Source organism: Mucilaginibacter sp. (assembly GCF_039921305.1).
Taxonomy (GTDB): Bacteria; Bacteroidota; Bacteroidia; order Sphingobacteriales; family Sphingobacteriaceae; genus Mucilaginibacter.
The window spans coordinates 142,430-169,404 of record NZ_JBDSCA010000023.1 but is presented as its reverse complement, the minus strand read 5'-3'; the positions used below and the strand labels follow the sequence as shown (position 1 = coordinate 169,404).

At 41.8% G+C, this 26,975-nt stretch carries 25 protein-coding genes; 14 read left to right on the top strand and 11 right to left on the bottom strand.

Annotated elements, in window-relative coordinates; translation table 11 throughout:
- Positions 1-227: 227 nt before the first annotated feature.
- Positions 228-1,199, bottom strand: a complete 972-nt coding sequence (locus ABIN91_RS06605; RefSeq protein WP_348049733.1) for a hypothetical protein — start codon at positions 1,197-1,199, stop codon at positions 228-230.
- Positions 1,200-1,588: 389 nt separating this feature from the next.
- On the opposite strand from ABIN91_RS06605, the gene ABIN91_RS06600 reads away from it, so the two are divergent.
- From ABIN91_RS06600 to ABIN91_RS06555, 10 genes are all read left to right on the top strand, one after another.
- Positions 1,589-2,512 carry a MoxR family ATPase gene (locus ABIN91_RS06600; protein ID WP_348049793.1) on the top strand — a complete coding sequence of 308 codons (924 nt, stop codon included), beginning with the start codon at positions 1,589-1,591 and terminating at the stop codon, positions 2,510-2,512.
- A gap of 159 nt (positions 2,513-2,671) precedes the next feature.
- Positions 2,672-3,553 carry a DUF58 domain-containing protein gene (locus ABIN91_RS06595; RefSeq protein ID WP_348049731.1) on the top strand — a complete coding sequence of 294 codons (882 nt, stop codon included), beginning with the start codon at positions 2,672-2,674 and terminating at the stop codon, positions 3,551-3,553.
- Complete coding sequence (locus tag ABIN91_RS06590; RefSeq protein WP_348049729.1) at positions 3,554-4,525, top strand: hypothetical protein; 972 nt, start codon at positions 3,554-3,556, stop codon at positions 4,523-4,525.
- A 119-nt stretch (positions 4,526-4,644) separates the two neighbouring features.
- The gene (locus tag ABIN91_RS06585; protein ID WP_348049727.1) at positions 4,645-5,652 is read left to right on the top strand and encodes a VWA domain-containing protein; all 1,008 of its coding nucleotides are present in this window, start codon (positions 4,645-4,647) and stop codon (positions 5,650-5,652) included.
- Positions 5,653-5,655: 3 nt separating this feature from the next.
- Positions 5,656-6,705: a VWA domain-containing protein gene (locus ABIN91_RS06580; protein ID WP_348049725.1), complete on the top strand. Its 1,050-nt coding sequence runs from the start codon at positions 5,656-5,658 to the stop codon at positions 6,703-6,705.
- Complete coding sequence (locus tag ABIN91_RS06575) at positions 6,702-7,454, top strand: tetratricopeptide repeat protein (protein ID WP_348049723.1); 753 nt, start codon at positions 6,702-6,704, stop codon at positions 7,452-7,454. Before ABIN91_RS06580 ends, ABIN91_RS06575 begins: the two co-directional genes overlap by 4 nt.
- Before the next feature lie 185 nt (positions 7,455-7,639).
- On the top strand, positions 7,640-9,463 hold the full coding sequence (locus ABIN91_RS06570; protein WP_348049721.1) for a BatD family protein: 1,824 nt from the start codon (positions 7,640-7,642) through the stop codon (positions 9,461-9,463).
- A gap of 1 nt (position 9,464) precedes the next feature.
- Entirely contained in the window at positions 9,465-10,226 is a 762-nt protein-coding gene (locus ABIN91_RS06565; protein ID WP_348049719.1) for a tetratricopeptide repeat protein, read from the top strand.
- A 105-nt stretch (positions 10,227-10,331) separates the two neighbouring features.
- On the top strand, positions 10,332-12,338 hold the full coding sequence (locus ABIN91_RS06560; protein WP_348049717.1) for a M1 family metallopeptidase: 2,007 nt from the start codon (positions 10,332-10,334) through the stop codon (positions 12,336-12,338).
- 129 nt (positions 12,339-12,467) lie between these two features.
- Positions 12,468-12,827: a response regulator gene (locus ABIN91_RS06555; RefSeq protein ID WP_348049715.1), complete on the top strand. Its 360-nt coding sequence runs from the start codon at positions 12,468-12,470 to the stop codon at positions 12,825-12,827.
- Positions 12,828-12,945: 118 nt separating this feature from the next.
- Here the strand turns inward: ABIN91_RS06555 and ABIN91_RS06550 are convergent, their stop codons facing one another.
- Genes ABIN91_RS06550 through ABIN91_RS06540 form a run of 3 tightly spaced genes read right to left on the bottom strand, consistent with a single transcriptional unit; the run spans position 12,946 to position 15,124 of the window.
- Positions 12,946-13,857, bottom strand: coding sequence for a sterol desaturase family protein (locus tag ABIN91_RS06550; protein WP_348049713.1), 912 nt, complete (start codon positions 13,855-13,857; stop codon positions 12,946-12,948).
- A complete protein-coding gene (aroB, locus tag ABIN91_RS06545) occupies positions 13,844-14,914 on the bottom strand; it encodes a 3-dehydroquinate synthase (protein WP_348049711.1) in 1,071 nt (356 codons plus the stop codon). The genes ABIN91_RS06550 and aroB overlap by 14 nt, the downstream gene beginning before the upstream one ends.
- Before the next feature lie 3 nt (positions 14,915-14,917).
- Positions 14,918-15,124 carry an RNA-binding S4 domain-containing protein gene (locus ABIN91_RS06540; RefSeq protein ID WP_348049709.1) on the bottom strand — a complete coding sequence of 69 codons (207 nt, stop codon included), beginning with the start codon at positions 15,122-15,124 and terminating at the stop codon, positions 14,918-14,920.
- 69 nt (positions 15,125-15,193) lie between these two features.
- Here ABIN91_RS06540 and ABIN91_RS06535 point away from each other — a divergent pair, with 69 nt between their 5' ends.
- Positions 15,194-16,408 (top strand): proline dehydrogenase family protein, encoded by a 1,215-nt coding sequence (locus ABIN91_RS06535; RefSeq protein ID WP_348049707.1) that lies wholly within the window; start codon positions 15,194-15,196, stop codon positions 16,406-16,408.
- Positions 16,409-16,475: 67 nt separating this feature from the next.
- Here the strand turns inward: ABIN91_RS06535 and ABIN91_RS06530 are convergent, their stop codons facing one another.
- The 4 genes from ABIN91_RS06530 to argB form a co-directional block, all read right to left on the bottom strand.
- Positions 16,476-17,066: a peroxiredoxin-like family protein gene (locus ABIN91_RS06530; RefSeq protein WP_348049705.1), complete on the bottom strand. Its 591-nt coding sequence runs from the start codon at positions 17,064-17,066 to the stop codon at positions 16,476-16,478.
- Between the two features lie 66 nt (positions 17,067-17,132).
- A complete protein-coding gene (locus ABIN91_RS06525; protein ID WP_348049703.1) occupies positions 17,133-17,345 on the bottom strand; it encodes a hypothetical protein in 213 nt (70 codons plus the stop codon).
- A gap of 189 nt (positions 17,346-17,534) precedes the next feature.
- Complete coding sequence (gene proC / locus ABIN91_RS06520; RefSeq protein WP_348049701.1) at positions 17,535-18,350, bottom strand: pyrroline-5-carboxylate reductase; 816 nt, start codon at positions 18,348-18,350, stop codon at positions 17,535-17,537.
- The gene (gene argB / locus ABIN91_RS06515; protein ID WP_348049699.1) at positions 18,347-19,141 is read right to left on the bottom strand and encodes an acetylglutamate kinase; all 795 of its coding nucleotides are present in this window, start codon (positions 19,139-19,141) and stop codon (positions 18,347-18,349) included. Before argB ends, proC begins: the two co-directional genes overlap by 4 nt.
- A gap of 197 nt (positions 19,142-19,338) precedes the next feature.
- On the opposite strand from argB, the gene ABIN91_RS06510 reads away from it, so the two are divergent.
- Both ABIN91_RS06510 and ABIN91_RS06505 read left to right on the top strand, forming a co-directional pair.
- Positions 19,339-20,628: an NAD(P)/FAD-dependent oxidoreductase gene (locus ABIN91_RS06510; protein ID WP_348049697.1), complete on the top strand. Its 1,290-nt coding sequence runs from the start codon at positions 19,339-19,341 to the stop codon at positions 20,626-20,628.
- 17 nt (positions 20,629-20,645) lie between these two features.
- Complete coding sequence (locus tag ABIN91_RS06505) at positions 20,646-21,902, top strand: sodium:proton antiporter (protein WP_348049695.1); 1,257 nt, start codon at positions 20,646-20,648, stop codon at positions 21,900-21,902.
- A 59-nt stretch (positions 21,903-21,961) separates the two neighbouring features.
- On the opposite strand, the gene gldN is transcribed toward ABIN91_RS06505, so the two are convergent.
- Genes gldN through ABIN91_RS06490 form a run of 3 tightly spaced genes read right to left on the bottom strand, consistent with a single transcriptional unit; the run spans position 21,962 to position 25,433 of the window.
- The gene (gene gldN / locus ABIN91_RS06500) at positions 21,962-23,071 is read right to left on the bottom strand and encodes a gliding motility protein GldN (protein WP_348049693.1); all 1,110 of its coding nucleotides are present in this window, start codon (positions 23,069-23,071) and stop codon (positions 21,962-21,964) included.
- A gap of 43 nt (positions 23,072-23,114) precedes the next feature.
- Positions 23,115-24,506, bottom strand: a complete 1,392-nt coding sequence (locus ABIN91_RS06495; protein ID WP_348049691.1) for an SUMF1/EgtB/PvdO family nonheme iron enzyme — start codon at positions 24,504-24,506, stop codon at positions 23,115-23,117.
- Positions 24,507-24,566: 60 nt separating this feature from the next.
- Entirely contained in the window at positions 24,567-25,433 is an 867-nt protein-coding gene (locus tag ABIN91_RS06490; protein WP_348049689.1) for a hypothetical protein, read from the bottom strand.
- Positions 25,434-25,878: 445 nt separating this feature from the next.
- Between ABIN91_RS06490 and ABIN91_RS06485 the strand changes: the two genes are divergently transcribed.
- Complete coding sequence (locus ABIN91_RS06485) at positions 25,879-26,949, top strand: fatty acid desaturase (RefSeq protein WP_348049687.1); 1,071 nt, start codon at positions 25,879-25,881, stop codon at positions 26,947-26,949.
- Positions 26,950-26,975: the final 26 nt, after the last annotated feature.

Here is a 26,975-nt window from a genome sequence, read left to right as displayed (position 1 = left end):
TTTTTTAAGTTTTAAAAAATGTTGTTAAACGAACGCTATTCGAAAAAAAACGCTGTTCGAAGTCTCTGACTCTGCTGCTGTTCGAAGTCTCTGACTTCGAACTAATATGCATGTAGTCTCCGACTACATAAAGTGATTTGATACGGAGAGCAAGGTAATTAAATAGACTACGGAGAGCAGGGGAACCACAATCGTTCATATGCAGTAGCGGAACAGCTTGTAAAGAACTAAGAGAAAATTAAATTTTTGAAAAAAATATTTAGCTCATCATCGTCTTTTAAAAAGGTGTCTTTATGATTGACAATTATTTTTTTAAGAATTTCTCTTGTTAGTGAATCAATCTTATTAGAAACTTCAACCAGGCTGTCCATTTCTTTATACTTTTTACCTAACTTTTGACCATGCATGAATTTTGATCGGATAGTGTATGCCTCTTTAATAGTATTGTATGTATTATCTTTCTTTACCCTATCACCACCTAAAAATAGTGTTCCTCTTTCTGTGACTTTATAACTTACTTCTGTGGCATCAATAGTAAATAGACATTCAAATACAGCTATATAGCAAGAAATTTTTAAAGGAAGTAGAGAACTTGACCTCGCCATATCAAGAAATATGAAACTTCGGTCAATTCTATCAAATGAATCGTAGTGTATATAATTTAATGGGGATGGAATTATTTCTGGATGCATTAAAGGAACTGACGAAAGTACCGGTTTGGCTTTTCTTTCCCGCGGTGTAAAAGTTGTGTGATAATATTGTAAAGCCTCGGCCATTTCATGGCTTGAAACGCTTGCATTTTCATACTTACCTGAGGAATTGCTATATACAATATATCTTTTATTTAAAACTATATCGGGTTTCTTAACATCTATTAGATAACAAGCACCCAGATTTATACTGTTATCTTTGATTAACCAAAGCATTGAAATCATACGATGAATATATCGGTTTATTTTTTCACACTCCGCTCCAAAATTGGAAAAATCTGAACCTAAGGATTCTGCGGTTCCTATATAGTATAAATGACATCCTTCGCAAAATGCATTTAATTCCATCTGGCCTATAGCATTATTGAAAAAAGGCTCTACAAAATTTTTGGCAAGTTTATTCAAATCGTTAGAAATAGTGAATTGCTCTAATTCTATATCATTTGTAATATTAAGGTAGTGGAATTTTGATAGAATTTTTATTTTCATACGTAAATATATTAATATAATAACTAGCGTCGGCTATCACATAGTTGTAGTTTATCTTCAACTAACCTATTCACAACTCACCTCTCGCCATTCACATTCTCTCGCTATTCGAAGTTTTTCAACTTCGAATCACTATGCCTGTAGTCTCCGACTACAGCAACCCCAACATTTAACACTTTTTAACAAATTAATTTAACATATCGCTTGTGTGAAATTATGGGTACCTTAAATTTGCCCACCGAAATAATTTATATCCCGATATGGAAGAATCAATTAGCAACAGTTCATACGTTCCGCAGCCCGAGCCGGTGGTATCGTCGCAGAGCACCGATATTCGCGCCCTCAACGAAATGATCCAGCAGGAAAGCGCCTTTATCGATATCCTGAAAATGGAAATGGATAAAGTGATCGTTGGTCAAAAATATATGGTGGAGCGTCTGCTCATCGGCCTCCTCGCCGACGGGCATATTCTGCTGGAAGGTGTACCCGGACTGGCAAAAACCCTGGCCATTAACACCCTGAGCAAATGCATCCAGGCCGATTTTAGCCGCATCCAGTTCACACCCGACTTGTTACCTGCCGATTTACTGGGCACCATGATATACAACCAAAAAAAGGAAGAATTCATAGTGCGCAAAGGTCCGCTGTTCAGCAACTTTATATTGGCCGATGAGATCAACCGTGCGCCAGCCAAAGTGCAAAGCGCCCTGCTCGAAGCCATGCAAGAACGCCAGGTAACCATTGGCGATAATACCTTTCCGCTGCCAACGCCGTTTTTGGTGCTCGCCACCCAAAACCCCATCGAGCAGGAGGGAACCTACCCGCTGCCCGAAGCGCAGGTAGATAGGTTTATGCTGAAAGTGGTTATCGGCTATCCTAACAAGGAGGACGAAAAACGCATCATTCGCGCCAATATATCGCCAACAGGCATGTTAAAGCCCAACGCGGTTATCAAACCCGAAGATATCATCCGCGCCCGCAAAGTAGTGCGCGAGGTTTATATGGACGAGAAGATAGAGCAATACATTATCGATATTGTTTTCGCTACCCGTTTCCCGGATCAGTATAAACTGGGCAACTATAAAAATTTGATCAGCTACGGCGCATCGCCAAGGGCTAGTATCAATTTGGCGCTGGCTGCCAAAGCATACGCGTTCATCAAACGCAGGGGCTATGTAATTCCGGAGGATGTCCGCGCCATTTGTCATGATGTGTTGCGCCACCGTATCGGTTTAACTTACGAGGCCGAAGCCGAGAATATTACCCAGGAAGATATTGTAACCGGGATATTGAACGCGGTGGAGGTACCTTAGGGGGAGTAGCAAGTAGTTAGTATCAAGTAGCAAGATTAAATATAAAACTGTGTCATTGCGAGCGATAGCGTGGCAACCGCACGGAAGCCGGGCAGCTATACAGGGCGAATATGCCTCCGTGCGGTTGCTTCGTTCCTCGCAAAACAACAAAACCAACAAATGCCAAAAGATACCAAAGAACTCCTCAAAAAAGTTCGTAAAATAGAGATCAAAACCCGGGGGTTGAGCAATCACCTGTTTTCGGGCGAGTACCACTCTGCCTTTAAGGGGCGCGGTATGGCCTTTAGCGAGGTGCGCGAGTATCAGATTGGCGACGAGATCCGCACCATCGATTGGAACGTTACCGCCCGTTTTAACCACCCCTATGTTAAGGTTTTCGATGAGGAACGTGAGCTTACGCTGATGATTTTGATGGACGTTTCCGGCTCCGAGAATTTTGGTACCATTAACCAACAAAAGCAGGATGTAGCTACCGAGCTTTGCGCCGTTTTGGCCTTCTCGGCGATACAGAACAACGATAAGGTAGGCGTTATCTTTTTCAGCGATAAAGTAGAGAAGTTTATCCCACCCAAAAAGGGACGAAGCCATATCCTGATGATCATTCGCGAACTTATCGATTTTACTCCCGAAAGCAAGGGCACCAACGTTGCCGAAGCTTTAAAATATTTAACCAGCGCCATTAAAAAGCGCAGTACGGCTTTCGTTATTTCAGATTTTATTAGTCCGGCCTTTGAGGATCAGTTGAAGATAGCCAACAAAAAGCACGATATAATTGCCCTAAGGCTGTACGACAGGCACGAAGAAGAGTTCCCCAACATGGGCCTCATCCCCGTAAGGGACGAAGAAAGCGGCACTATCCAATGGGTAGATACCGCCAACCCCGAAGTGCGCGGCGCCTTTAGGGCTGATGCCTTGCGCAGAAACGCTGGTATTAAAGAAGCCTTCAAAAAATCGGGTGTGGATTTTGGCGACATAGGCACCCACGAAAACTACGTTAAACCATTGATGACATTATTTAAAAAGCGGGAAAGCAGACGATAAATGAACCAGTATTTTAAATATTTAATTGTTTTACTTTTCGCCATCGGCGGCATACAGCAGGCAAGGGCGCAGGCCGTAAAGGTTGATGCGCGCCTGGAAAAAGCCACTCTACCAATTGGCGATCAAACCAAGCTGCACATCACCGTAAGGTTTCCGGCTAAGGATAGCGTGAACTTCCCTACATTGGCCGATAGTATCAAAGCCAAGCTGCTCATTGTAAGTGTAAACAAGCCCGATACCAGTTTCGATAAAAGCGATATTAGTATAGAAACCATCGACAGGAGCTATACCCTAACCTCATTCGATAGCGGACAATATGTAATACCCCAGTACGAGATCAAAACCAAAGGCGGTATTTTTAAAACTCCCGAGCTGGTTTTAACCGTTAAAGGTATAGCCGTTGACACCACCAAAGGCGTATTTGATATCAAAGAACCATTAAAAATAGATTACTCGTGGAAAGAATGGCTGCGCGATAACTGGCCTAAAATAGCTTTCCCAATATTGGCCATTTTGGTGATAGCGGGTATTATTTACTATCTGCGCAAGCGCCCTAAAAAAGAAATTTCCGTTGCACCGCCCGAACCGGAGAAGCCTGCACATGTGCTTGCTTTAAACAAGCTATACGCCCTGCAAGAACAAAAACTATGGCAGCAAAACCGGATAAAAGAATACCATAGCGAGATAAGCGATATTTTGCGTGATTACCTGGAGAAACGTTATCACATTCACGCCAACGAGCAAACTACGGACGAGATCTTCGCCAGTATCCGCTACATGGAAATTGCAGAGCCTGATCGCGCCAAGCTGAAACAGATTTTGATAATGGCCGATCTGGTAAAATTTGCCAAGGAGAAACCGCTTGCCGCCGATAACGAGTCCAGCATGAACAACGCGATAGATTTCGTAGTAAAAACTCAGCGCGAACCTGTTAAACCAACCATTAAAAAAGAAGGAGAGGGTGATGAGTAGCGCGGTAGCTTTTAAAAAGCATGGGGTCCGTGCGATTCCCTCCCAATGGGAGGGTGTAGGGAGGGGTTTCTACGCAAACCGATCAAAAAGTTCATTTCTAATTAGGAAAGGAGAGGGTGATGAGCTGGTTTAAAGGAATTGAATTTGCCGCACCGGGTTTTTTCTGGCTGCTCATCATCATCCCGTTGATGGTGGTATGGTATTTTTGGCAACCCAAAAGGCAGCAGGGTACATTGAGTGTACCTACTTTAAAAGGCTTTAGCAAGTACTCAAAATCGTGGTTTCCGTACTTTAGGCATAGTGTTATTGTTTTGCGATGCCTGGCGCTGGTGGCTTTAATTATAGCTTTAGCTCGGCCGCAATCTTCCCTAAGCTGGCAGAATAGTACTACCGAGGGTATTGATATTGTGATCGCATCTGATATATCGGGCAGTATGCTGGCCGAAGATTTTAAACCCAACCGTTTAGAAGCAGGTAAAAACATCGCGATTGATTTTATCAAGAACCGGCCGGATGACCGTATCGGTTTGGTGATCTTCAGTGGTGAGAGTTTTACGCAATGCCCCTTAACTATTGATCACTCGGTTTTGATCAACCTTTACCAGGATATTAAGAACGGAATGATTGAAGACGGTACCGCCATTGGTATGGGATTGGCTACCGCCGTTAACCGCTTAAAAGATAGCAAGGCTAAAAGCAAGGTAATTATTTTGCTGACGGATGGTGTGAACAACAGCGGCTCAATTCCGCCCATTACTGCTGCGGAGATTGCCAAGCAGTTTGGTATCCGCGTGTATACGGTGGGTATCGGTACCATTGGCACAGCGCCTTACCCGGTACCATCGCCTTATGGCGGGGTGGTATACCAGCGTATGGAGGTAAAGATAGACGAACCAACTATGACCAAAATTGCCCAGATCACAGGTGGCCAATACTTCCGTGCTACTAATAATGAATCGCTTAAAGGGATTTATGGCCGGATTGATCAATTGGAGAAAGCCAAGATTGATGTAACCCAGTACCGCAAAAAAACTGAGATGTTTTTGCCTTTCGCCATCATCGCGCTGGTGTTGTTATTATTAGAATTTGCATTGAAAAACACAATATTTAAAGGAGCCCTAACCTAAGCTATGATACGTTTTGCACATATCGAATTTTTATGGGGACTGCTGCTTATCCCCATCCTCATCATTTGTTTTATACTGGTGAGCCGCTGGAAAAAGAAGGCTCTGGCCAAATTTGGCGATAAAAAAGTAGTGATGCTGATGATGCCCGAGGTATCGTTATCAAAACCCTGGCTCAAATTTATTTTGTTTGTGATAGCCTACGGATTGCTGTTAATTGGCGCTGCCGACCCGCAAATAGGCTCCAAACTCGAAGAGGTAAAACGCAAGGGGGCCGATATTATGATACTGCTGGATGTATCCAACAGTATGCTTTCGCAAGACTTGGCTCCCAACCGTTTGGAGAACGCCAAGCGGGCTATATCGCAACTGATTGATAACATGCACGATGATAGGATAGGTATTGTGGTATTCGCCGGTCAGGCTTATGTGCAATTGCCTATCACTACCGATTACAGCGCCGCCAAGCTGTTTTTAAATACCATTAACCCGGATATGGTGCCTACACAAGGTACGGCCATAGGCGCGGCCATTGATATGGGGATGCAGAGTTTCGATTTTAAAAATGGCACCCCGAAATCAATGATCGTAATAACCGACGGCGAAAACCATGAGGATGATGCCGTAGCCGCCGCCAGCAATGCCTACGATAAAAAGGTAACGGTAAATGTAGTAGGAGTAGGCTCGGCCGAGGGCGCCCCGATACCGATCATCAAAGATGGTAAGCAAGCCGGTTTCCATACCGATAGCACCGGTAAAGTGGTAGTGAGCAAGCTTGACGAAAACATGGGTAAAGAAATTGCCAGCGCGGGTAATGGCGTATACGTGCGAGCTACCAACGCGAGCAGCGGTTTGAATATAATTATGGATCAGATGAGCCGCATGGATCGTAAGGATTACGACAGTAAACAGTTTAAAGATTTTGAAGACCGTTTCCAGATCTTGGTAGCATTGGCGATCATCTTATTGATCGTTGAGTTTTTTATCTCGAACCGTAAAAGTTTACGCTTAAGCCGCATGAAATTATTTGAAGTGAAGGAGAGGCAGGAGATATGAAAAAGTACTTTATAGTGATGGTTTTGGTGCTTTCCGCTTCCGCGATATACGCGCAGAAGGAGAAGGCCGATATCCGCAAAGGAAACCAATTATACCAGGACAAGAAATACAAGGAAGCTGAAGAAGCCTATAAAAATGGCGTAGCTAAAAAGGACCAGAGCGTTGAGGGTAACTTTAACATGGGCGATGCACAGTTCAGGCAAAAGAATTTTAAGGATGCTCAAACCCAGTTCACCAAAATTGCCGAGACGGCTAACAATAAAAACGTAGCGGCATCGGCTTATCATAATTTGGGTAATTCGCTCCTGCAATCGCAAAAGCTGGAAGAGAGCATTGACGCATACAAAAAGGCGTTGATGAATAACCCGAAAGACGATCAAACCCGTTATAACTTAGCCTACGCCCAGAAAAAATTGCAGGATAAAAAGGATCAGGATAAGAAAGATAAAAAAGACAATAAGGATAACAAAGACAAGAAAGATCAGGATAAAAAAGATCAAAATAAAGATAACAAAGACAACAAGGATAAAGATAAAAAGGACCAGGACAAGAAAGATCAGGATAAGAAGGATCAGGATAAAAAAGACCAGGACAAGAAAGATCAGCAGGGGCAGCAACCCAACAAGGTATCAAAAGATGATGCCGAGCGCATGTTGGAGGCCCTCAACAATCAGGAAAAGCAAACACAGGATAAATTAAAAAATAAAAAGTTAAAAGGAGCCAAAGTAGCGATATCGAAGGATTGGTAAGATAAATAGGTCGCCAATTAAAAGCGGTGGCCTTGTGCGATTCCCTCCCAACGGGAGGGTGTAGGGAGGGGTTTATACGTAAGCATGTCGCATATCCCCTCCCTGCCACAACACAACCAATCGCACCCCTCCCGTGGGGAGGGAATAAAAATAACGCTAATCCCCTCTTACTTTTAAACTAATAAATGACCATCAAACATTACATATTGACCCTCTTACTTTTCTGCACCACGGCGGCAATGGGCCAAAGTTTTGTGGCCCAGGTAAGCAAAACGCAGGTAGCCACCGGCGAAGTGTTTGAGGTGCAGTTTACCTTGAATGCCAGTGGCGATAAGTTTACGCCACCAAACTTCGCTGGCTTCCAGGTAGTGGGTGGGCCCAACCAATCGCAAAGCATGAGCTCTATTAACGGGCAGGTTACCCAAAGTGTATCTATCGGGTATGATCTGGTGGCCGATAAGGTTGGTACTTTTACCATTGGCTCGGCTTATATTGTGATCAATGGCAGGCCGGTGAGTACAAAGCCAATTGTTATAACGGTAGTAAAAGGTAATCCGCAGGCACAACAACGTCAGCAACAACAGCAACAGGCACAATCGCCATTTGATAACACACCGCCCGATGCTCCGGGTGCCGATATGAAGAAGAACATCTTCATGCGCGCCGTAATTGATAAAAGCAGGGTTTATTTAGGCGAGCAAATTACGCTCACTTACAAGCTTTATACCCGTGTTTCGCTGGTGGCGAATGATCTGGATAAAGCGCCCGATCTAAATGGTTTCTGGAGCCAGGATGTGAACAAAAACCAGCAACAGAATATCCCATGGAAAATGGAGGTTTATAACGGACAGCGTTATAATGTTGCCGAGGTCAAGCAAACCATCCTTTTCCCCGAAAGGGCAGGAAACTTAACCATTGACCCATTGGCGATGACGTTTGTGGTTCGCAAAGCCTTGCCGGCGCGCGATGTGATGGAGCAAATGTTTGGTGGCCGTACCGAGGATGTGAAAATTAAGGTGGCCAGTCCGCCGGTAACTGTGCATGTACAACCCTTGCCCGAGGCCGGCAAACCCGCCAGTTTTACAGGAGCGGTAGGTACATTCGCTATTGAGGGTACTGTTGATAAACGTGAATTAAAAGCCAACGAGGCGCTTAACTATAAACTCAAAATAACAGGTTCGGGTAATATTAAATTACTAAAAGAGGTTAACATTAACCCGCCAACAGATTTTGAGAAGTACGATCCTAAAATTACCGATGCCGTTACCGAGAGCATCAAAGGGGTATCTGGCAGCAGGGAGCTGGCTTATTTGATGATACCAAGGCACGAAGGGACTTATACTATTGAACCGGTGCAATTCTCGTATTTTAATCCTAAAACCAACAAATACGTAACGCTTACAACCCCGGTTTTCCCTATCAAGGTAAACAAAGGTACCGATGCGGCTGGCAATGTAACCAGCCTGGCCCCGGCAGATCAGCGGGATATTAAAATGCTGGCTAAGGATATCCGCTACATCAAATCATCAAGCCCCGATTTGTATAATGAGGGCGAAGCTTTCTTCGGTTCTGCCGGATATTGGTTGTTGCTGTTATTAGGCCCGCTGGCTTTTATAGGCGCATTCGCGTTCCGTAAACGCACCGAAGAGTTTAACAGCGATATTGTAAAAGTGAAAAACCGCCGTGCCGCAAAACTGGCCGCCAAACACATGGCTAATGCCGGTAAAGAAATGCAGGCAGGCAATACCAAAGCATTTTACGAGGCCGTATCTAAAGGTTTATACGGCTACCTGAGCGATAAGCTCAACATCCCGGCGGCCGATCTGAACCAGGAAAACATAGCTGCAGAATTAAAATTAAAAGGAGTTAGCGATGCGTTGATCAAAAATATGACCGATACGCTCGACCTGTGCGAAATGGCCCGCTTCGCACCGGTATCGCATGTATCGCAACAGCAGGTGTTTGACGGAGCAAAATCAACCATTAACGATATTGAAACCAATGTATAAAATGATGAAGCGCATAACATACCTGGTACTGTTGCTGGCTTTACCATTCACATCGTTTGGTAACGATGAAGTGAATACGCTTTTCGCGAAAGGCAACGATCAATACGCCAAAGGCAAATATGCCGATGCCGCTAAAACCTATCAAAGTATTTTGAATAATGGCAATCAATCGGCCACCGTTTATTTTAACTTGGGTAACGCTTACTACAAGCAAGGCGATATCCCATCGGCTATTTTATATTATGAAAAGGCTCATAAAATTAACCCCGGCGATGATGATATCAATTTCAACATCCAGCTTTGCAACTTAAAAACTACGGATAAGATAGACCCCACGCCCGATATTTTTTTAACCAAATGGTGGGAGGCTATTGTAATGGCGTTTTCGGTTGGTACGTTGGGTTGGCTAAGCATCCTGTTTTTTATTGCGGGAAGCGGAGTTTTTATCGCCTATCTGTATTCACAATCGGTTAGTTTAAAGCGCACCAGCTTTTTTACAGCGATGGGTTTAATAAGCATCGGTTTGATCACCATTATACTGGCCGCAACCCAGGTACATTATTTTGCATCGCATAAGCAAGCCATTGTATTTAGTAACGCTGTTAATGTGAAGAGCGAACCGGGAGCAGGCTCCAAAAACCTTTTTGTGATACACGAGGGTACTAAAGTGGATGTTCTGGAAAATAGTAACAATTGGATGCGGGTACGCCTGCTTAATGGTAATGAAGGCTGGATATTGGTTGGGGATGTGAAGGCGATATAGATACTAATTACTACAATCAACGGTGTAATAATTTGACTACCTAAGTATCTAAAATTCAATATCTGTTATAATTTTGGTTACTTTGTATTATACCTTCAACTGGCAATGCATTATTTAAAATTTACGACACTCTGTTTGCTTAGTGCAGCAGCTTTCATATTGCTTGACTCATCACCAGCCAAAGCGCAATCCGATTCTACCCAGTATAACCATAAGGAACTTTTTGGCCCCATAAACTGGCCTACTCCGGGTTCTGATCTGCGCTCACCAGGCGGCTCTCCGGGGCCCAGCTATTGGCAAAACCGGGCTGATTATCAGATTAAGGCCACTTTAACCGAAAGCCCAAAAGACACCACCATTACCGGTGAGGTAACCATATTATACACCAATAATAGTCCGGATAAGTTAGATTACCTGTGGTTGCAGCTTGATCAAAATATATTTAAACCCGGTTCGCGCGGTTGGGCTACCACACCTACCACAGGCGATAGGTTTGATGTAAAGGGTTTTAGTAGGGGTGGTTATCACATTACATCGGTTTCTGTAACTTATCTAACCAAAACTTATACCGTTAATCCGGTAATTAGCGATGCCCGCATGCAGGTGCGTTTAAGCACACCGCTTGGCGCCAAAGGCGATAAAATATCGGTAAAAGTAAACTATAGCTTTTCTATCCCCTTGTACGGGGCTGATCGTATGGGCCGCCAAAAATTTAAGGATGGTTACGTTTATGAGATAGCTCTATGGTACCCGCGCATGTGCGTATACGACGATGTTGAAGGCTGGAACACTTTGCCTTACATGGGTTTAGGTGAATTTTACTGCGAGTACGGCGATTTTGATTATTACATAACTGCGCCATCAAACATGCTGGTAGTGGGCAGCGGAGAGCTGCAAAACCCGGCACAAGTACTATCATCAACCCAAAACAGACGGTTGGATGCGGCTCGTGGCAGTGATAAAACAGTAATGATCATTACGCCTGATGAGGCTACAGCGCAAGGTAAGGTACCCACTATGGGCGCCCAAAAAACCTGGCACTTTAAAATGCAGAACAGCCGCGATGTGGCTTGGGCGGCATCAAAAGCCTTTGTTTGGGATGCGGCGAAGGTTAATTTCCCTTCGGGGAGGAAAGGTATAGCCATGTCGGCCTATCCGGTTGAAAGTTATGGTAAAGATGCCCACGAAGCCTGGGGCCGCTCAACCGAGTATCTGAAAAATAGTATGGAACTTTACTCGGGCCAGTACTTTGAATACCCCTGGAACTCGGCGGTTAATGTTGCCGGGGTAGCCTTAGGTATGGAGTATCCCGGTATTATTTTTTGCTTAAATAAGATAAAAGATAAAGAGCTTTGGGGCGATGTTACACACGAAATTGGGCATAACTGGTTCCCGATGATCGTAGGCTCGAACGAGCGCAAGTACATGTGGATGGACGAAGGCTTTAATACCTTTATAAACCATTACGCTGCTGATAATTTTAACAAGGGCGAGTACAGCGATAGCACCAAACGCTTAAGCCGCGATGATAAATTTATGAAGAGCTTGTTAGCATGTACAGATCCATTAATGACGCCACCCGAAGCCATTAACCTAAATAGCTATGTGTTATATTATGATAAAACCTATTTAGGTTTAGAAATTTTGCGCAACGAAGTACTTGGGCACGATAGGTTTGATTACGCTTTTAAAAACTATATTAAAAACTGGGCCATGAAACACCCAACACCATCAGACTTTTTCCATGCCATGAATAGTGCGGCGGGCGAGGATCTGAACTGGTTTTTTAAAAGCTGGTTTTACACAACATGGCAACTAGATCAGGCAATAGATCGGGTTGAATATACTGATAATGATCCCGCAAAGGGTGTGTTGATCACGCTGATCAATAAAGAGAAACTGGCTATGCCGGTTAGCCTTAAAATTATTCAGCATGGTGGTAAAACCGAAATTATACATCTGCCTGTTGAAATTTGGCAGCGTGGTTTTAAATGGAAGTTTAAATACTCTTCAACAAAACGGATAGACAGTATCACGCTTGATCCGGATAACCAGCTGCCAGATGTTGATCTTGAAAACAATACTTATAAAGATTCTAAAAAACAGAATTAAAACAGAAAGTACAAGTATATTACTTGTGGATTATTTTAGTTATAAGAAATATAATTTCAAATTATATAAACGATATAGTGTATTGTCGGGAAATAAAGTTTACCTTTAATCGTTCGACCTATTTAATTAATGAGCAAAAAGATAATTGTAATTGAAGACAATCATGACATTTTAGACATGATCGCTTATATCTTAGAGGATGAAGGCTACGAGGTGATATCGTCATTAGATGCTGAACCTTTAAATGATATTGAATCCCACAAGCCCGACTTAGTACTTTTAGACGATTGGCTTGCCGATGGCTATGGACACCAGCTATGCGGCCAGCTAAAAGCGAACCCTGCAACAAATCACATCCCTGTGCTGCTGGTATCATCGGTACAAAACCTGAAAGAATTAGCCAAACTGAGCAAAGCCGATGGCTACATTCACAAACCATTTGATATTGATTACCTGATAGATGTGGTAAAAGATCATCTGAAGGGATAAGTTATTTACTCCTGTGTCATTGCGAGGAACGAAGCAATCGCACGGAGACAGAGTGGACATGCCTATTCGTTCTGTACAGCTCGCGATTGCTTCATTCCTCGCAATAACACAATTTTGTTTATCTTGATTCTTGGTTCTGGTTTCTTGATTCTGATTCAATACGTTGCAACTCCCTCGCTGTTTTACTGCTTCCATCGTGGCTCCACCCGGGTGAGTTAAACAGGTATTTCAGTTTATTGGATAACCCGGGAGCTTTGCGCATATCCCCGATAAGTGCCCTCCACTCATGGAAAATGATATTCACCGGGCCCATATCCTGCGGTTGATGGGTTAGGCCATAACGTGTTGGCTCGGGCAGGTTCTCATCCTGATAGGTGCCGAATATTCTGTCCCAGATAATAAAAACCATCCCCATGTTTTTATCCAGATAAGGAATATTTGAAGCATGGTGAACGCTGTGCTGCGACGGGGTAACAAATATGTATCCGTACCATCGTGGTAAGCTGATCTTGTACCGGGTGTGTACCAGGTTGCCGTAAAGCTGTGTTACCAAATAAGCATACAAAATATCCAGGGCGTTAAAACCCATCAGCGCAAGCGGAAAATAGAAAAATACCCGGTACAAAGGCTCAAATACTGTACTGCGGAAACCTACCGAAAAGTTAAAATGCTGGCTGGAGTGGTGGGTTACATGCATGGCCCAAAACAGGCGGCAGTAATGGCCCGTGTAATGGAGTACCCAGTACAAAAAATCCTGCGCTATAATAAGCACTATCCAATAAACAATACGGTTACTGATAATGAACAGATGGTATTGCCAAACATAAGTAAGCACAAAAAAAGTAAAACCTTTAACCAACAGATTAAGGCAAAAAGCCAGTCCCGTAAGGTAAAGGTTATTTAATGTGTCGCGCTTTTGATAATATCTGCGGTTTTCGCTATAACTTAAGGTCATTTCAACCAAGGTTAAAACAACCAGCATTACCAATAAAAACAACGCGGCCTTATCTCTCAGCTCAAGCTGGTTCATATGCTAACGATGCGTAATATTTTAAACTATCGCAAAGTTCGTCATCTGTACAAATATTATCAATCTGTGTTTCGCCAATTTTTGTAAGCAGGGAGCAGTTAATTTTACCGCCTTGGTTCTTTTTGTCTTTCTTCATGATGCCGCGTAGCATGGGGTGGCAGCTTTCTTTAACATCATACTTACCGTAGATAGATAAAAAGGTATCGGTAATTTCTTGCAATGCCTCGGCAGATAAGCCTGCTTTCTGGTGTGATAACCAAGCCTCGCATATCATACCAGCAGCAATGGCTTCGCCGTGGGTAAGTGGGTTTTTATCGTTATCAAGCGAGTAGCTCTCTAAAGCATGGCCAATGGTATGGCCAAAGTTTAATATTTTACGTAAGCCGCGTTCGGTAGGGTCGGCCATAACTACCTTGTTTTTGATCAGGATAGATTCGTAAACCAACTCAGTTGAAGGCAACTCCAGGTTGCTCACCTTTAATTTCTCCCAATAAGCAACGTCGGCAATTAAGCCGTGTTTCAACATTTCGGCCAGGCCGCTTTTTATTTGGCGGGCTGGTAAGGTTTGTAAAAATGTATGCTCAATAAACACGGCTTTAGGCTGTGTGAAGGTGCCTATAATGTTTTTAAGGTTATCAATATCAATACCGGTTTTACCGCCGATAGAGGCATCAACTTGTGATAACAGGGTAGTAGGGATATGTATAAAATCGATACCGCGTTTGTAGGTTGATGCCGCGAAGCCGCCCAGATCGGTAACTACACCACCACCTAAATTGATCAATAAGCTGTTACGGTCGGCATCAAAATCGATCAGCATTTTCCATATTCCTATGCAAAAATCAATGGTTTTGCTTTCTTCGCCGGCGCTAATTTCTAATAGGTCGTATTTATCCGGGTCAACCTTGCTGGTAATGTATTCAAGGCAGTGTTTTGAGGTATGCTCGTCGGTTAAAATAAAAAAACGCGAGTACTTGCCATCGGCAATAAACTGGTTAAGGTGCGTAGCTATGCTGTCAAAATATATAGGGTAGCTAATGCTTTGTATCTGCTTCATCTGTTATTTAACGGTAATTTTTTTGCCACGAAATTCTACTACATCGCCCACCTTAACTTTAAGGCGTTTGCGGGTATCAATCTGGCCATTGTATTTTACTTCGCCCTGTGTTACAACAATTTGTGCTTCGCCACCGGTTTGTACCAGGTTAGTAGCTTTTAACAGTTGTATCATCGGGATGTATTCTCCGGTTAATTCGAATTCGATCATAGGAACGGCAAAAATAAACTATTCATCCAATAATGAGTTATATAAAAACGCATTTTATAAATTTGCAGTATGCTGACCTCAAATAACACCGATCCCCGCGAGGGGAAGCAACTATCTTTTGAAAATACCGAAGTAGCCTTCAGGCATACAAGCAATGCAGCCTTAAAGCGTGCCTGGTGGTTGTTTAAGCTAATTAATATTAATTTTTTGGTCAAGATCGGTCCGCCGGTAACCAATTGGGCGCTCAATATGCACCTGCCTATCAAGGGCATCATCAGGGCAACCATATTCAAACAATTTTGCGGTGGCGAAACCATTGCCGAGTGCGATAGTACCATTAAAAATTTAGCACAGGGCGGGGTAGGTACTATACTGGATTATTCGGTAGAGGGTGAAGATGAGGAAGCCGTTTTTGACGAAACCTGCCAGGAGATTATCCGCACCATACACCGCGCTAACGGCGATAAAAGCATCCCGCTAACGGTATTTAAAATAACCGGCGTTGGCCGCTTTGGTTTATTGGAAAAGCTTGACGCGAAGCAAGACCTGACCGAAGCCGAAAAAGCTGAATGGAAAAAGGTTGAGCAGCGTGTAACCATGATATGCAAAAAAGCATATGATTTAGGTATCCCTGTAATGATTGATGCCGAAGAAAGCTGGATACAAAACACCATTGACGAACTGGCCTTAACCATGATGGATGTGTTTAACAAGGAGCGGGCCATTATTTATAACACATACCAACTGTATAGGCATGATAAGCTGGAATCGTTACAGGAAGACCATGATATAGCTGTTGCCGAAGGTTTTATTTTAGGGGCAAAGTTAGTACGCGGAGCCTATATGGAAAAGGAACGCAGGCGTGCTATGGAAATGGGTTATAAATCGCCCATACAAACTACCAAGCAAGCTACTGATGATGATTATAACAAAGCTTTAGAATATTGCGTAGCCAATATTGACACCTTAGCCATAGTAGCGGGAACTCACAACGAAGACAGCTGCCAAATTTTAGCCGATTTGTTAGATCAATACCAGGTTAACCATAACCACCCGCACATCTACTTTTCGCAATTGTTAGGCATGAGCGATAACCTGAGCTTTAACCTTGCTGATTCTAAATACAACGTAGCCAAATATGTGCCTTACGGACCGGTGCAAGCTGTGCTACCCTACCTTTTCCGCCGTGCGCAAGAGAATACCGCTATTGCAGGACAAATGAGCCGTGAGTTGGGCTTGATTACGAAAGAGAAAAAACGCAGAACAGCCCCCCCCGCCCCCTAAAGGGGGGGGCTGTTGAATGGCTTCCGGAACGTTATACTGGTAAACGCTTGCAAGTCAGTTCCCCCTTTTAGGGGGTTAGGGGGCTCTGCTTCATTATCTCTGCAACACTCGCCCTCTTTTTATAATCTTTATCAAACTGTACAAAAGTGATTTTGCCGCTTTTGTTGATCACGTAGGTGGCTGGTACAGGTAGTACATGATCGGTATTACCGTTGTTTTTATCCAGATCAATGCCATAGGTTTTGTATTTGGTAACCATAGCTGCGTCCATAGTGTAATTCACACCGTAAGCCTTCATAATAGCATAGTCTTTATCCTGAACCATAGAGAATGATGCTTTTGTTTTTTCAACGGTTTTAGCAATGTTATCTTCGGTTTCGGGCGTAACACCAATAACATACGCGCCTTTGCCGGTTAGTAATTGTAGTGAATCTTGCAGTTGTTTGATCTGCTTGTTACAATACGGGCACCATTGACCACGGTAAAAAAACAGCACTACCGCTTTGTGGCTTTTTAAAAGTGATTTCAAGTCTAAGGTTTTGCCCGCGTTATCCTTAGCGGTAAATTGTGGGGCGGTGGCGCCAACTTTCAATCCGCTTTGCGCGAAAGTAGCCAGTGCAAATAATAAAGCAACGGATAAAATAAATATTTTTTTCATGATTGTTTTTAGTTTAGGATAAACATCACGCAAGGCAATATAGCTTTGCGTGATAGATTTGAGCAATTACATTTTGCTTGTGGTATCTTTTTTCATTTTTTTTGTACTCATTTTCTTTTTAGCCATCATCTTTTTCTTCTCCATCTTCATTTTAGATGTGTCTTTCTTCATCTCCATTTTAGAATCCATCTTGGAGTCCATCTTTGATTGAGCTTGAACAGACACAGTGAACGAAGTGATGATTAATGCGGCAGCAAGGCCTTTCAATAAATTTTTCATGTTGTTTTTAAGTTTATTTTAAAACTTAGTCGGCAAGGTGTGGGATACCTTACAACACATCAAAAAAATCTTTCGAAGGAAGTACGAGCGAAAAATCTTCTGAATTATTTTATCGCTAAATATGATAGCTGTAAATCAAAACTAATCAACTTGAGTATTGAAGATGAGCCCTCAATACTCAAGTCTTATCTAATCTTTCTTATACAAAACGCCAGCAATCTCAGCAGACATCTTAATGCCCTTGATCATTGCCGAACTAAAGCCATTATGCTCCATCTCGTTCAAACCGGCAATGGTACAGCCTTTTGGCGATGTAACCTTATCAATTTCCGATTCCGGGTGACTGGCCATTTGCAACAACAGGTCGGCTGCGCCTTTAGCGGTTTGCGCGGCCATTTTAAGCGCGTCATGCGCGTGGAAACCAATCTCTGTACCACCTTGAGATGCCGCACGTATAGAGCGTAAAAAGAAGGCTATCCCACAAGCGCATAAAGCCGTGGCCGATGTCATCAGTTCTTCGTTAATTGGTATCGTAACACCAACGGTATCAAACAATTCTTTCACCAATGCAATACTGCCCTTATCAGCATTATCACTGCCAATACAGGTCATTGATGCGCCAATGGCAATAGCCGTGTTCGGCATGGCACGCACAACAGGCACATCAATATCTAAGTACTTACGTACATCGGCACAGCTCACGCCCGATATTACCGATATCAGCAAGTGCTTCTTCGGCTTAATGCTATCCTTTATCTCGTCTAATAATTTATTCAATTGTTGTGGTAATACAGCTAAAACAACAATATGCGCCTTGCTTACCGCTTTTGCATTATCGTCGGTAACTTTATAACCTATTTTGGCCAGATCATCCAGCAACGCTATATTTCTGCGGGTTAAGGTAATTTGCTGTGGCTGGTAAATGCCGGCCTTAACCAATCCTTTAGCTAAAGCTAAACCAATGTTTCCGCTCCCTATTATCGCGATGTTTTTTTGTATGTTCATATCCTTGTACTTAAGCGGGTTCCAAATGATTTATTGTTTTTGAGCTGGCCCAACTCATCAGCATGGCCAATAATTACCGCTTTTACGCCGCATGCAATAGCGGTAAAAGCATTATCTAACTTGGGTAACATACCCCCTGCAATAATTTGCTTCTCTTTTAACTCCTCGTAGCGCTGCGGGTCAATCTCCCGTATCAGCGAATCCTCATCATCAATATCCTGCAAAACACCCTTTTTCTCAAAGCAGTAAATAAGCGTTGTTTCGTATAAGTTTGACAAAGCCACCGCCAAAGCAGATGCTATGGTATCCGCGTTGGTATTCAATAACTGCCCTGCGCCATCGTGCGTTAAAGCGCAAAAAACAGGTATAAATCCGGCTTCCATCAAGTTTTTCAGGTTGCCTGGATTTATCGAGTTGTTATCAATATCACCAACAAAACCATAATCAATGGTTTTAACCGGGCGTTTTTTAGCTAATATAAAATTACCGTCGGCACCTGTTAAACCAATAGCATTACATTGAACGGCCTGTAACGATGCCACAATGTTTTTGTTGATCAATCCGGCATAAACCATCGTTACCACACGGAGGGTCTCAATATCGGTGATGCGGCGCCCATCAACCAGTGTAGCCTCAATACCTAATGTTGCCGATAGCTGCGTAGCCACCTTGCCGCCACCATGAACCAGTATCTTAAAACCATCAAGCGCCGCAAAATCCTTTAAAAACCTGTGCAGGTTTTCAGAGTTATCAATTACGTTTCCGCCTATTTTGATGATGTGTAAATTCATGCTTGTTAGATTTCCGGTTAACGGACTATTAATATATGCAAATATAAGCCGTAACATGCAATTTGTACAATATTCAACATATAAAACAATTTGTTACCACTTTGTCAACATTTAATTAATTAAATTTCAATTTGCTGCAAACATAAATGCTATTGTTACCTTTATTTCAAAGGCAGCATATTTGCTTTATTGATGTTATGCAGTTAAACGAAATAACCCATCACCCCAGGGTAGTAATTATAGGCGGTGGCTTTGGCGGGATAGAATTAGCCAAAAAACTAAAAGACAAACCCGTTGAGGTTATCATGGTTGATAAAAACAATTATCATACCTTTCAGCCCATGCTTTACCAGGTTGCCATGGGCGATATCGAAGCCGATTCTATAGCCTTTCCTATCCGCAAAATATTTACCGGGCAAAAAAATTACACATTCCGCATTGCCAAGGTAGACCGGGTTAATCCCGAAAAAAACACCATTGATACCGATATTGGCGAAATAAAATACGATTACCTGGTAATGGCAACCGGATCGGATACCAATTACTTTGGCAACGATGAGTTAAAACATCGTACCATGGCCATGAAGAGTATTCCCGAAGCACTTAACATCCGCAGTCTCATACTGCAAAATATTGAAAAGGCTTTGGTTGCTAAAGATGATGTTGAACGCGATGCCTTGTTAACCTTTGTTGTGGTAGGAGGGGGGCCAACCGGAGTTGAACTTTCGGGCGCGTTAGCCGAAATGCGCAACTACGTTTTAACCTATGATTATCCCGAACTGAAGAAAGAAGATATGAAGGTTTACCTGGTTGAGGGTAAATCTGAAGTGCTGGCGGTAATGTCGCCACAGGCATCAAAAAAGGCTAAAGATTATTTGATAGGATTAAATGTAATTGTAACCAACAGCGTGCATGTTAAAAGCTATGATGGTTGCGATTTGGTGATAGATGATGGTACAACTATTCAAACCCGCAACGTACTTTGGGCGGCCGGTGTAAAAGGCAAAGTGCTTAAAGGCATTCCCGAAGGTGTAATAGTGCGGGGCAACCGTATCCAAACCGACGAGTTTAACCGTGTAGCAGGCTATATCAATTTATTCGCCATAGGCGATGTTGCAGCCGTGGTTACGCCCGAAACGCCCGATGGCCACCCCGGTGTAGCGCCGGCAGCTATACAGCAAGGCAAGCACTTGGCAAAAAATCTGATCAAAATAATCAACGGCGAACAACCCGAGCCGTTCAAATATTTCGACAAAGGCTCTTTAGCCACCATTGGTAAAAATTTGGCTGTTGCCGATTTAGGCAAGATACATCTGCAAGGCTTCTTCGCCTATATCATCTGGGGAGTTGTTCACCTGTTATCGCTCATTAGCTCGCGTAACCGCCTCATCGTTTTTATCAACTGGATAGGCAGCTATTTCAGCAACAACAGTGGCTCGCGCCTTATTATTCGCAAATACGATCCCGAAACCATGAAAACTGAATAATAACTAATAAAGCGCCTATGAGTACCTACACCGTCGTCACTATATTGGTAGCCATCAGCGCTTTCTTTTCCTACCTTAACGCTCGCTTTTTAAAACTTTCGGGTACTATCGGTATTGTTACAATTGCCACCATAGCATCAATTCTGATCATTGTTTTTGGCGAATCTATTCCATCTGTTAACAGGTTTATCAATGCCCTTACCGCCCACATGGATCTTAGCGATACGCTGCTTGATACCATGCTCGGTTTCCTGCTCTTTGCTGGCTCGCTTAACTTTGATATCAATCGGCTTAAAGGCCAGATAAAGCCGGTGCTTATCCTCAGCACTATTGGTGTGGTGCTTTCTACAGCTATTTTTGGAGCGCTGTTTTACGTAGTATCCATGTTGATACATATCCAGGTACCCTTTGTTTATTGCCTTCTGTTTGGAGCCTTAATATCGCCAACAGATCCGGTAGCTGTTTCATCTATCCTCAAAAAATCAAAGATACCCAAGCACCTCGAAACCATCATCACCGGCGAATCGCTCTTTAACGATGGCATAGGCCTGGTACTTTTTATTACGCTTTCGCAGATAGCACGGCAGCGCAAAGTGGAGATACCATTTGGGAAAATAGCACAATTATTTTGTACCGAAGTTTTTGGCGGCTTGATCCTGGGCCTTATAATGGCTGTCATTATTTACCGACTTATGAAAGCTGTAGAAGATTTTCAAACTATCATCATCCTTTCGCTCGCCTTGGTAATGAGCTTAACGGTGCTTTGCAGCCTGTTACACTTTTCGGGCCCGCTAAGTGTAGTTACCGCCGGACTTTATATTGGTAGTCATGATTTAACCAGCGACGAGCAGGGAAGCCGCACACGTCAATTTATGGAACGCTTCTGGAAGCTGATTGATGAACTGATGAACACCATCCTTTTTGTGATGATAGGCTTGCAATTACTCAAACTACCCTTTGTTGATGATTACTGGCGAAGCGGCCTCTTAGCCATTGTGGTAATTCTTATAGCCCGCGGACTAAGCGTTTGGCTACCCGTAACTTTATTAAAACGTACGCTCGATCTGAATTACAAAAGTATCTTCATTTTAACATGGGCTGGTTTGCGCGGCGGCATTTCTATAGCACTGGCCCTTTCCTTACGGGAATCTAAATATAAAGAACTCATTATAGCCAGTTGTTATTTTGTGGTTATCTTCTCCATTATAGTTCAGGGTTTAACGCTCAATAAAGTGATCAGGCTGGCCTTAAACAAAAAGGAACCCGAACCTTAATAAACAAAAAAGTCCCGAATCATTGATCCGGGACTTTAAATATTCTGCGTCAGCTTTTATTATGGTTTTACAGGTGTACCTGTATTATTATCAGCTGGCGGTGGGGTAGTAGTTTTCTTTTTAGTATCTGTTGCTGGTTTCTTAGTTTTTGGAGCCTTAGTTTTATCCGGTACAGATACCGCGGTGATATTGGTTTGGTAGTTCCAAATGTTTTTCTTGTAATCAGCAAGCTTTTTCTCAATACGGACAGCTTCTTTAGCTTGCTCTTCCGGAGTTTTCATGTAATCTTTAATACGGTTCCCTTTCGGATTTGATTCTTCAACTATCACAGAGTTAAACTGGCGTTGTAAAAACATATCATCCATACTTACATCATACATGTTATGGTCTGCATCAGATACGTCCATCTTAGCAAAAACCTCACGGCACTGTTTGTATTTTAACCAAACTACCGGTTGTGTACCTACAGTATCGCCATTTGATAGCTTTAATACAATTAGTGGTGCAATACCAATAATATGTGTTTCAACTTTTGCGCGTTGTTTATCGTAATAAACATCCTCCTTAATACGGTAACCAACTACCTTATCTGGCGAAAAATCGTTCAATTGTTTTACGCTACCAATTTTATTACCGTCTTTATCTAATTGATCAACTAATGCGGTATCAACCATTTTACCCATAAATTGGTTATAAGTTAAAGGCACGGTAAAAGCATCACCATTTGGGTTAATTTTGGCAACCGCGGTTGCATCATAAGGGGTAATTATGCCATCCTTAACACCTTTCAATATAGCCTCAATTAAAGTTGCGCCTGTTGTATTAAACTTGGCATTACGGGCATCTTTAAAGCTGATATCGCGTTTGTACCTATGGTAAAATTTAACGTTGTTTTCGCTGGGTTCAAAAATCTGAAATGGCCTGGCTTTGGTTATTACAATACTTTTTAAATAACCATCGTCACTATCCGGTACTGATTTTATGGTATCAATTTTATTATTGGCAGGTAAAATGGCCAAAGAGGCCGCAGTTGTATCAGGCTTTACCGCAGCCACCGGTTTTGTTGTTTTTTTAGTGGTTTTTGCCCTGCTTTTCTTTTTGGATTGCGCCATTAAGCTCAGGCTGCCAGCCAATGTAATAAACAAAACAATTATGAATTTCTTTTTCATGCTATTAACCGTTGCTATTCTTATTCAATTTATTTGTTTGTCACTATTTACCCGGAGCTGCTTGAACGTTAGGCTTTTTGCTCTTCTTTTGAACAGGCATTTTTTTAGTTCCAATTTGTTCTGTGATCAGGTCAGGAGCTGCCATTGCGCATCTAAAACCAATATATGAGTGAGCAACATTTTGTACTTCGTAGTTACGTGTTGCAGTATTCAGGTCAGTAGCGTTATCTTTCCATGAACCACCTCTTACAACTTTACGTTTCATCACATCTACATCATCATCAGGTGCATCCAATAACAAAACCGGATCACGATCTTCAACAAATTCAAAAGCCGATGGACTATAGGCATCTAAGGCCCACTCAGCAACGTTACCTGCCATGTTGTATAAACCAAAAACGTTAGGAGCATATGATTTTACCGGTACTGTTTGTATGGCGCCATCGCGGGTGTAATTACCTTCGCCTTGTTTAAAGTTAGCTATTGGTAACACCTTTTTTGTTTTAGGTTGAATGTATGATGGTACAACGTTTTGATCTTTAGTTTGAACGTTGCCTGTCGCGTTTTCAATATTTAACTCTCCTCCTGATGCAGCATACTCCCATTGAGCCTCTGTTGGCAAACTAAAACTCAAACCCATATCTACCAAGGCCGCATCGCTTGTTCCGCTTATAATGTTTCTCCAACTTGCATACGCACGGGCCTGTTTCCAGGTTACACCAACAACCGGATAATTATCAAAACCCTTGATTAAGAAATAATTATTTACCAAAAAATCTGATTGTGAATTTGGGAAATCTGATTGCCAAACATTATTGTTTGGCATAATTTTAACCGTATCTGTTACACTTTTGCCTGCATTAGGGCCACCTGCCTGTACATGTGTAAAAGCAAATTTAAGCATGTCCTTATTTAAAGTTTTGCGCCCGTTCACCATAGTTACTAACGCCGGAAACTTTTCGCTATTGCTCTGCCAGAAAGGAATTTTGCTATTCATGTCAATATTGCTCCAGTTAATCCTTCTCGCTACAGAATCAGCTTTAGCGCCTTTAGTAGTAATTTTGCTCTTGCTTTTTATTTTAGCATCGTAAAAATACTTTTTATCACTTTTTAAGTAAGTGCTTACAGCAACCGAATCAGCAACCCAATCAACAAACTTGCGGTATTGTTTATTGCTTACTTCGGTTACATCCATAAAGAACGAACTTAAACTCACCCTACGGGTTGTGGTGTCGCTATTTGTAGAATCTTTAATGGTTGTGCTTTCAAATATAGTACCCGCCGGAACATATACCATACCCGGAGGAGCGGCAATTGTTTTACCTATGTATGGCCTAACATCAGCAGGTAGCTCGTATATAGGTTTTTGCGTTTTACACGCGAAAAACAAAGCTGATGTAGCTAATAAGGCTATTTTTTTGTGATTTGAACTCATCTTTATCTTTAATAATTATTTCTTGTGTTTACTAAAAATTAATCTGCGTTAACAGTTAAATTAAAATTTGTAACGTAAGTTTATGGAACCTAGAAAAAAGGCTTGGTTTGAACTTTTACGGACATAAAAATACAAACCATTATCAGGTGTATAATCAAGTGTACTTGGCTGATACCCATCAAAATAAGCATTCTGAACCATATTATATTGGAAGTTAGGATTCAATTCAAACTTATCACTTCCTCCGAAACCGCGTAACGAAATATTGGTACCAAAGCTAATAGGTATATATAATGAAGTACCCGATGGTTTTGTTTTACTAGGAGTTAAATTATAGTTAGGGTAACTTCCGGCTATTCCATTAGGATCAGTTAACGAAGCTATTCCGGGTTTAGGAGTTTGCGTATAGTTAGTTAATGCCACTTGTGCATTAACCTCGCCAACACCCACGCCAACATATATCCTTTTTAGTGCATCCTGAATCGCGCTATGTGATTTAAAATCAGAAAACTGGCCTACTGCTATTTTGAAATTTAAATTACCACCATAATAAGTAACTGCGGTTTGTTGATAATATAATTTATTTTTAGCGTCAACACCTTTTAGCTGTCCAAATTGTCCTTGTAAACCAATACTGAAATAGGGGTTAAGGTCATAATCAAGTGATAACAATCCTGCTGGGGATATCGGATTTGAGCTCCAATTTGACATTAATAAGCCCGCACCAGCTCCAATCCCCAATCTTATTCCTTTTTTATTAATCCCGTAATAATAGTCAACCTGACTGAATGCTGGTAAAGAAGAAAGAATACTTCCCAGCATAACCAACATAAAAGAAAATAAGTATGTCTTATGTTTAAAAAGAGGTAGAATTTTCACTTTCATAGACCGGTAGTTTTGCATTTGTAAAAATATAAAATTTTTCATAAATACAAACTATTTACGGTTTTGATAACCAAATAAAATTTTTGTATTGTTTTTTATGAAAGAATTTTAATTTAAATGCAGTTTAAATATGTTTATCGTATTTTAATAATTGGAGTCGTAGTCCGTTGTGGGTTAATTATTAATTAATAAATCATATCAATACTGAAGAGCCTACTTTGCCGTTTAATTAGCGTAATTAAACTTTGTAAGATATTAATACAAGTACAGGCAGATGTGGATTTAACTTATACAAGAATGTTATTTATGCTATTTTTTTGATATAATGGTTTTAACACAATCATTATACATGTAAATATTAGCACAATTTTTTACTTCTTGCATGTTAAAAAGGGGCTAAAAGTAATGTCATTTAAATTTCATATATTGGCCCAATAATGCAAAATTACACCCTAATTAATTCTATTTTCTATTTTAATCCCCCCAAATGGCATTTTTAGACCATGTATTAGAGCCGCCTGCATATGGCTGGCAAGATGATGACGGTAACCTTATAAAACCAACGGCAAAACAGATCTGGACAGAATTTTTTTCCCGCTTAAACGTATTTTCTGATCGTAAAAACTGGCTTGGTTTTTTTAGTTGGTTAAAAGTAATATGTCTGGCCCCGTTTTTTTTCTTGTTCATATTTAAATTTTTTAGTGTGTGGATGCTTTTAATAGCATTTTTATACAGCATGATAATTATGGGTACACATGGTACCATATGGTATCACAGGTATTGTACGCATGGTGCTTATAAGTTTAAAAATAACTTTTGGCGTTTTGTAACTCAAAATCTTACCCTTAAAATTATCCCCGAAGAGATATACGTAATATCACATCATGTGCATCATGCCAAGTCAGATCAACCTGGCGATCCTTACAATGCGTTTGGCGGGTTTTTATATTGCTTTTTAGCAGATGTGAACCACCAGCCCATAGCCAAAAACATGAGCGCTGCCGATTATGATCGTGCGGTTCAGCTAATGAAACATACAGGGCTTAAAACCAATAGCTATGCAGGATATCAAAAATGGGGCTCGTTAGCCAGCCCCGGTATGGCAGTTTTATATTGGATAATTAATTGGTCGGTTTGGTATGGTATCTTTTTCCTGATTGGCGGGCATGCCCTGGCCTGTACTATTTTTGGGGCTGCCGGTTTTTGGGCAGTAGGCGTACGTACCTTTAATTACGAAGGGCACGGTAAAGGTGAAGATAAACGTAAAGACGGTGTGGATCATAACCGGAATGATATGTCTATCAATCAGCTTTGGCCTGGTTTTGTAGCCGGCGAGTGGCACAATAATCACCATTTGTTCCCCAAAAGCGCACGTACAGGCTTTATGCCTTACCAGGTTGATTTCGCCTGGTATTATATTAAGTTTTTAAGTATGATAGGGGGGGTAACCTTTTACCGCGATTCCAAAAAACAATTCATGGAACAATATCATGAGCCATATTTAAAGAGTAAGGAAATGGTAGTCGAATCAGTCCCCGAGGTTTTAGTTGCTGATTAAGAAGATAAAAAACAAAATAATACAAA

Excerpts from the sequence above, each read along its gene's own strand:
- ABIN91_RS06550 (WP_348049713.1), bottom strand. The coding sequence starts at position 13,857 with ATGAACCAGCTTGAGCTGAGAGATAAGGCCGCGTTGTTTTTATTGGTA.
- ABIN91_RS06525 (WP_348049703.1), bottom strand. The coding sequence starts at position 17,345 with ATGAAAAATTTATTGAAAGGCCTTGCTGCCGCATTAATCATCACTTCG.
- ABIN91_RS06590 (WP_348049729.1), top strand. The coding sequence starts at position 3,554 with ATGAACCAGTATTTTAAATATTTAATTGTTTTACTTTTCGCCATCGGC.
- ABIN91_RS06570 (WP_348049721.1), top strand. The coding sequence starts at position 7,640 with ATGACCATCAAACATTACATATTGACCCTCTTACTTTTCTGCACCACG.
- ABIN91_RS06510 (WP_348049697.1), top strand. The coding sequence starts at position 19,339 with ATGCAGTTAAACGAAATAACCCATCACCCCAGGGTAGTAATTATAGGC.
- ABIN91_RS06565 (WP_348049719.1), top strand. The coding sequence starts at position 9,465 with ATGATGAAGCGCATAACATACCTGGTACTGTTGCTGGCTTTACCATTC.
- ABIN91_RS06595 (WP_348049731.1), top strand. The coding sequence starts at position 2,672 with ATGCCAAAAGATACCAAAGAACTCCTCAAAAAAGTTCGTAAAATAGAG.
- aroB (WP_348049711.1), bottom strand. The coding sequence starts at position 14,914 with ATGAAGCAGATACAAAGCATTAGCTACCCTATATATTTTGACAGCATA.
- ABIN91_RS06605 (WP_348049733.1), bottom strand. The coding sequence starts at position 1,199 with ATGAAAATAAAAATTCTATCAAAATTCCACTACCTTAATATTACAAAT.
- ABIN91_RS06535 (WP_348049707.1), top strand. The coding sequence starts at position 15,194 with ATGCTGACCTCAAATAACACCGATCCCCGCGAGGGGAAGCAACTATCT.
- ABIN91_RS06530 (WP_348049705.1), bottom strand. The coding sequence starts at position 17,066 with ATGAAAAAAATATTTATTTTATCCGTTGCTTTATTATTTGCACTGGCT.
- ABIN91_RS06585 (WP_348049727.1), top strand. The coding sequence starts at position 4,645 with ATGAGCTGGTTTAAAGGAATTGAATTTGCCGCACCGGGTTTTTTCTGG.
- ABIN91_RS06485 (WP_348049687.1), top strand. The coding sequence starts at position 25,879 with ATGGCATTTTTAGACCATGTATTAGAGCCGCCTGCATATGGCTGGCAA.
- ABIN91_RS06490 (WP_348049689.1), bottom strand. The coding sequence starts at position 25,433 with ATGAAAAATTTTATATTTTTACAAATGCAAAACTACCGGTCTATGAAA.
- ABIN91_RS06505 (WP_348049695.1), top strand. The coding sequence starts at position 20,646 with ATGAGTACCTACACCGTCGTCACTATATTGGTAGCCATCAGCGCTTTC.
- ABIN91_RS06600 (WP_348049793.1), top strand. The coding sequence starts at position 1,589 with ATGGAAATGGATAAAGTGATCGTTGGTCAAAAATATATGGTGGAGCGT.
- ABIN91_RS06555 (WP_348049715.1), top strand. The coding sequence starts at position 12,468 with ATGAGCAAAAAGATAATTGTAATTGAAGACAATCATGACATTTTAGAC.
- gldN (WP_348049693.1), bottom strand. The coding sequence starts at position 23,071 with ATGAAAAAGAAATTCATAATTGTTTTGTTTATTACATTGGCTGGCAGC.
- ABIN91_RS06495 (WP_348049691.1), bottom strand. The coding sequence starts at position 24,506 with ATGAGTTCAAATCACAAAAAAATAGCCTTATTAGCTACATCAGCTTTG.
- proC (WP_348049701.1), bottom strand. The coding sequence starts at position 18,350 with ATGAACATACAAAAAAACATCGCGATAATAGGGAGCGGAAACATTGGT.
- ABIN91_RS06560 (WP_348049717.1), top strand. The coding sequence starts at position 10,332 with ATGCATTATTTAAAATTTACGACACTCTGTTTGCTTAGTGCAGCAGCT.
- ABIN91_RS06575 (WP_348049723.1), top strand. The coding sequence starts at position 6,702 with ATGAAAAAGTACTTTATAGTGATGGTTTTGGTGCTTTCCGCTTCCGCG.
- ABIN91_RS06540 (WP_348049709.1), bottom strand. The coding sequence starts at position 15,124 with ATGATCGAATTCGAATTAACCGGAGAATACATCCCGATGATACAACTG.
- ABIN91_RS06580 (WP_348049725.1), top strand. The coding sequence starts at position 5,656 with ATGATACGTTTTGCACATATCGAATTTTTATGGGGACTGCTGCTTATC.
- argB (WP_348049699.1), bottom strand. The coding sequence starts at position 19,141 with ATGAATTTACACATCATCAAAATAGGCGGAAACGTAATTGATAACTCT.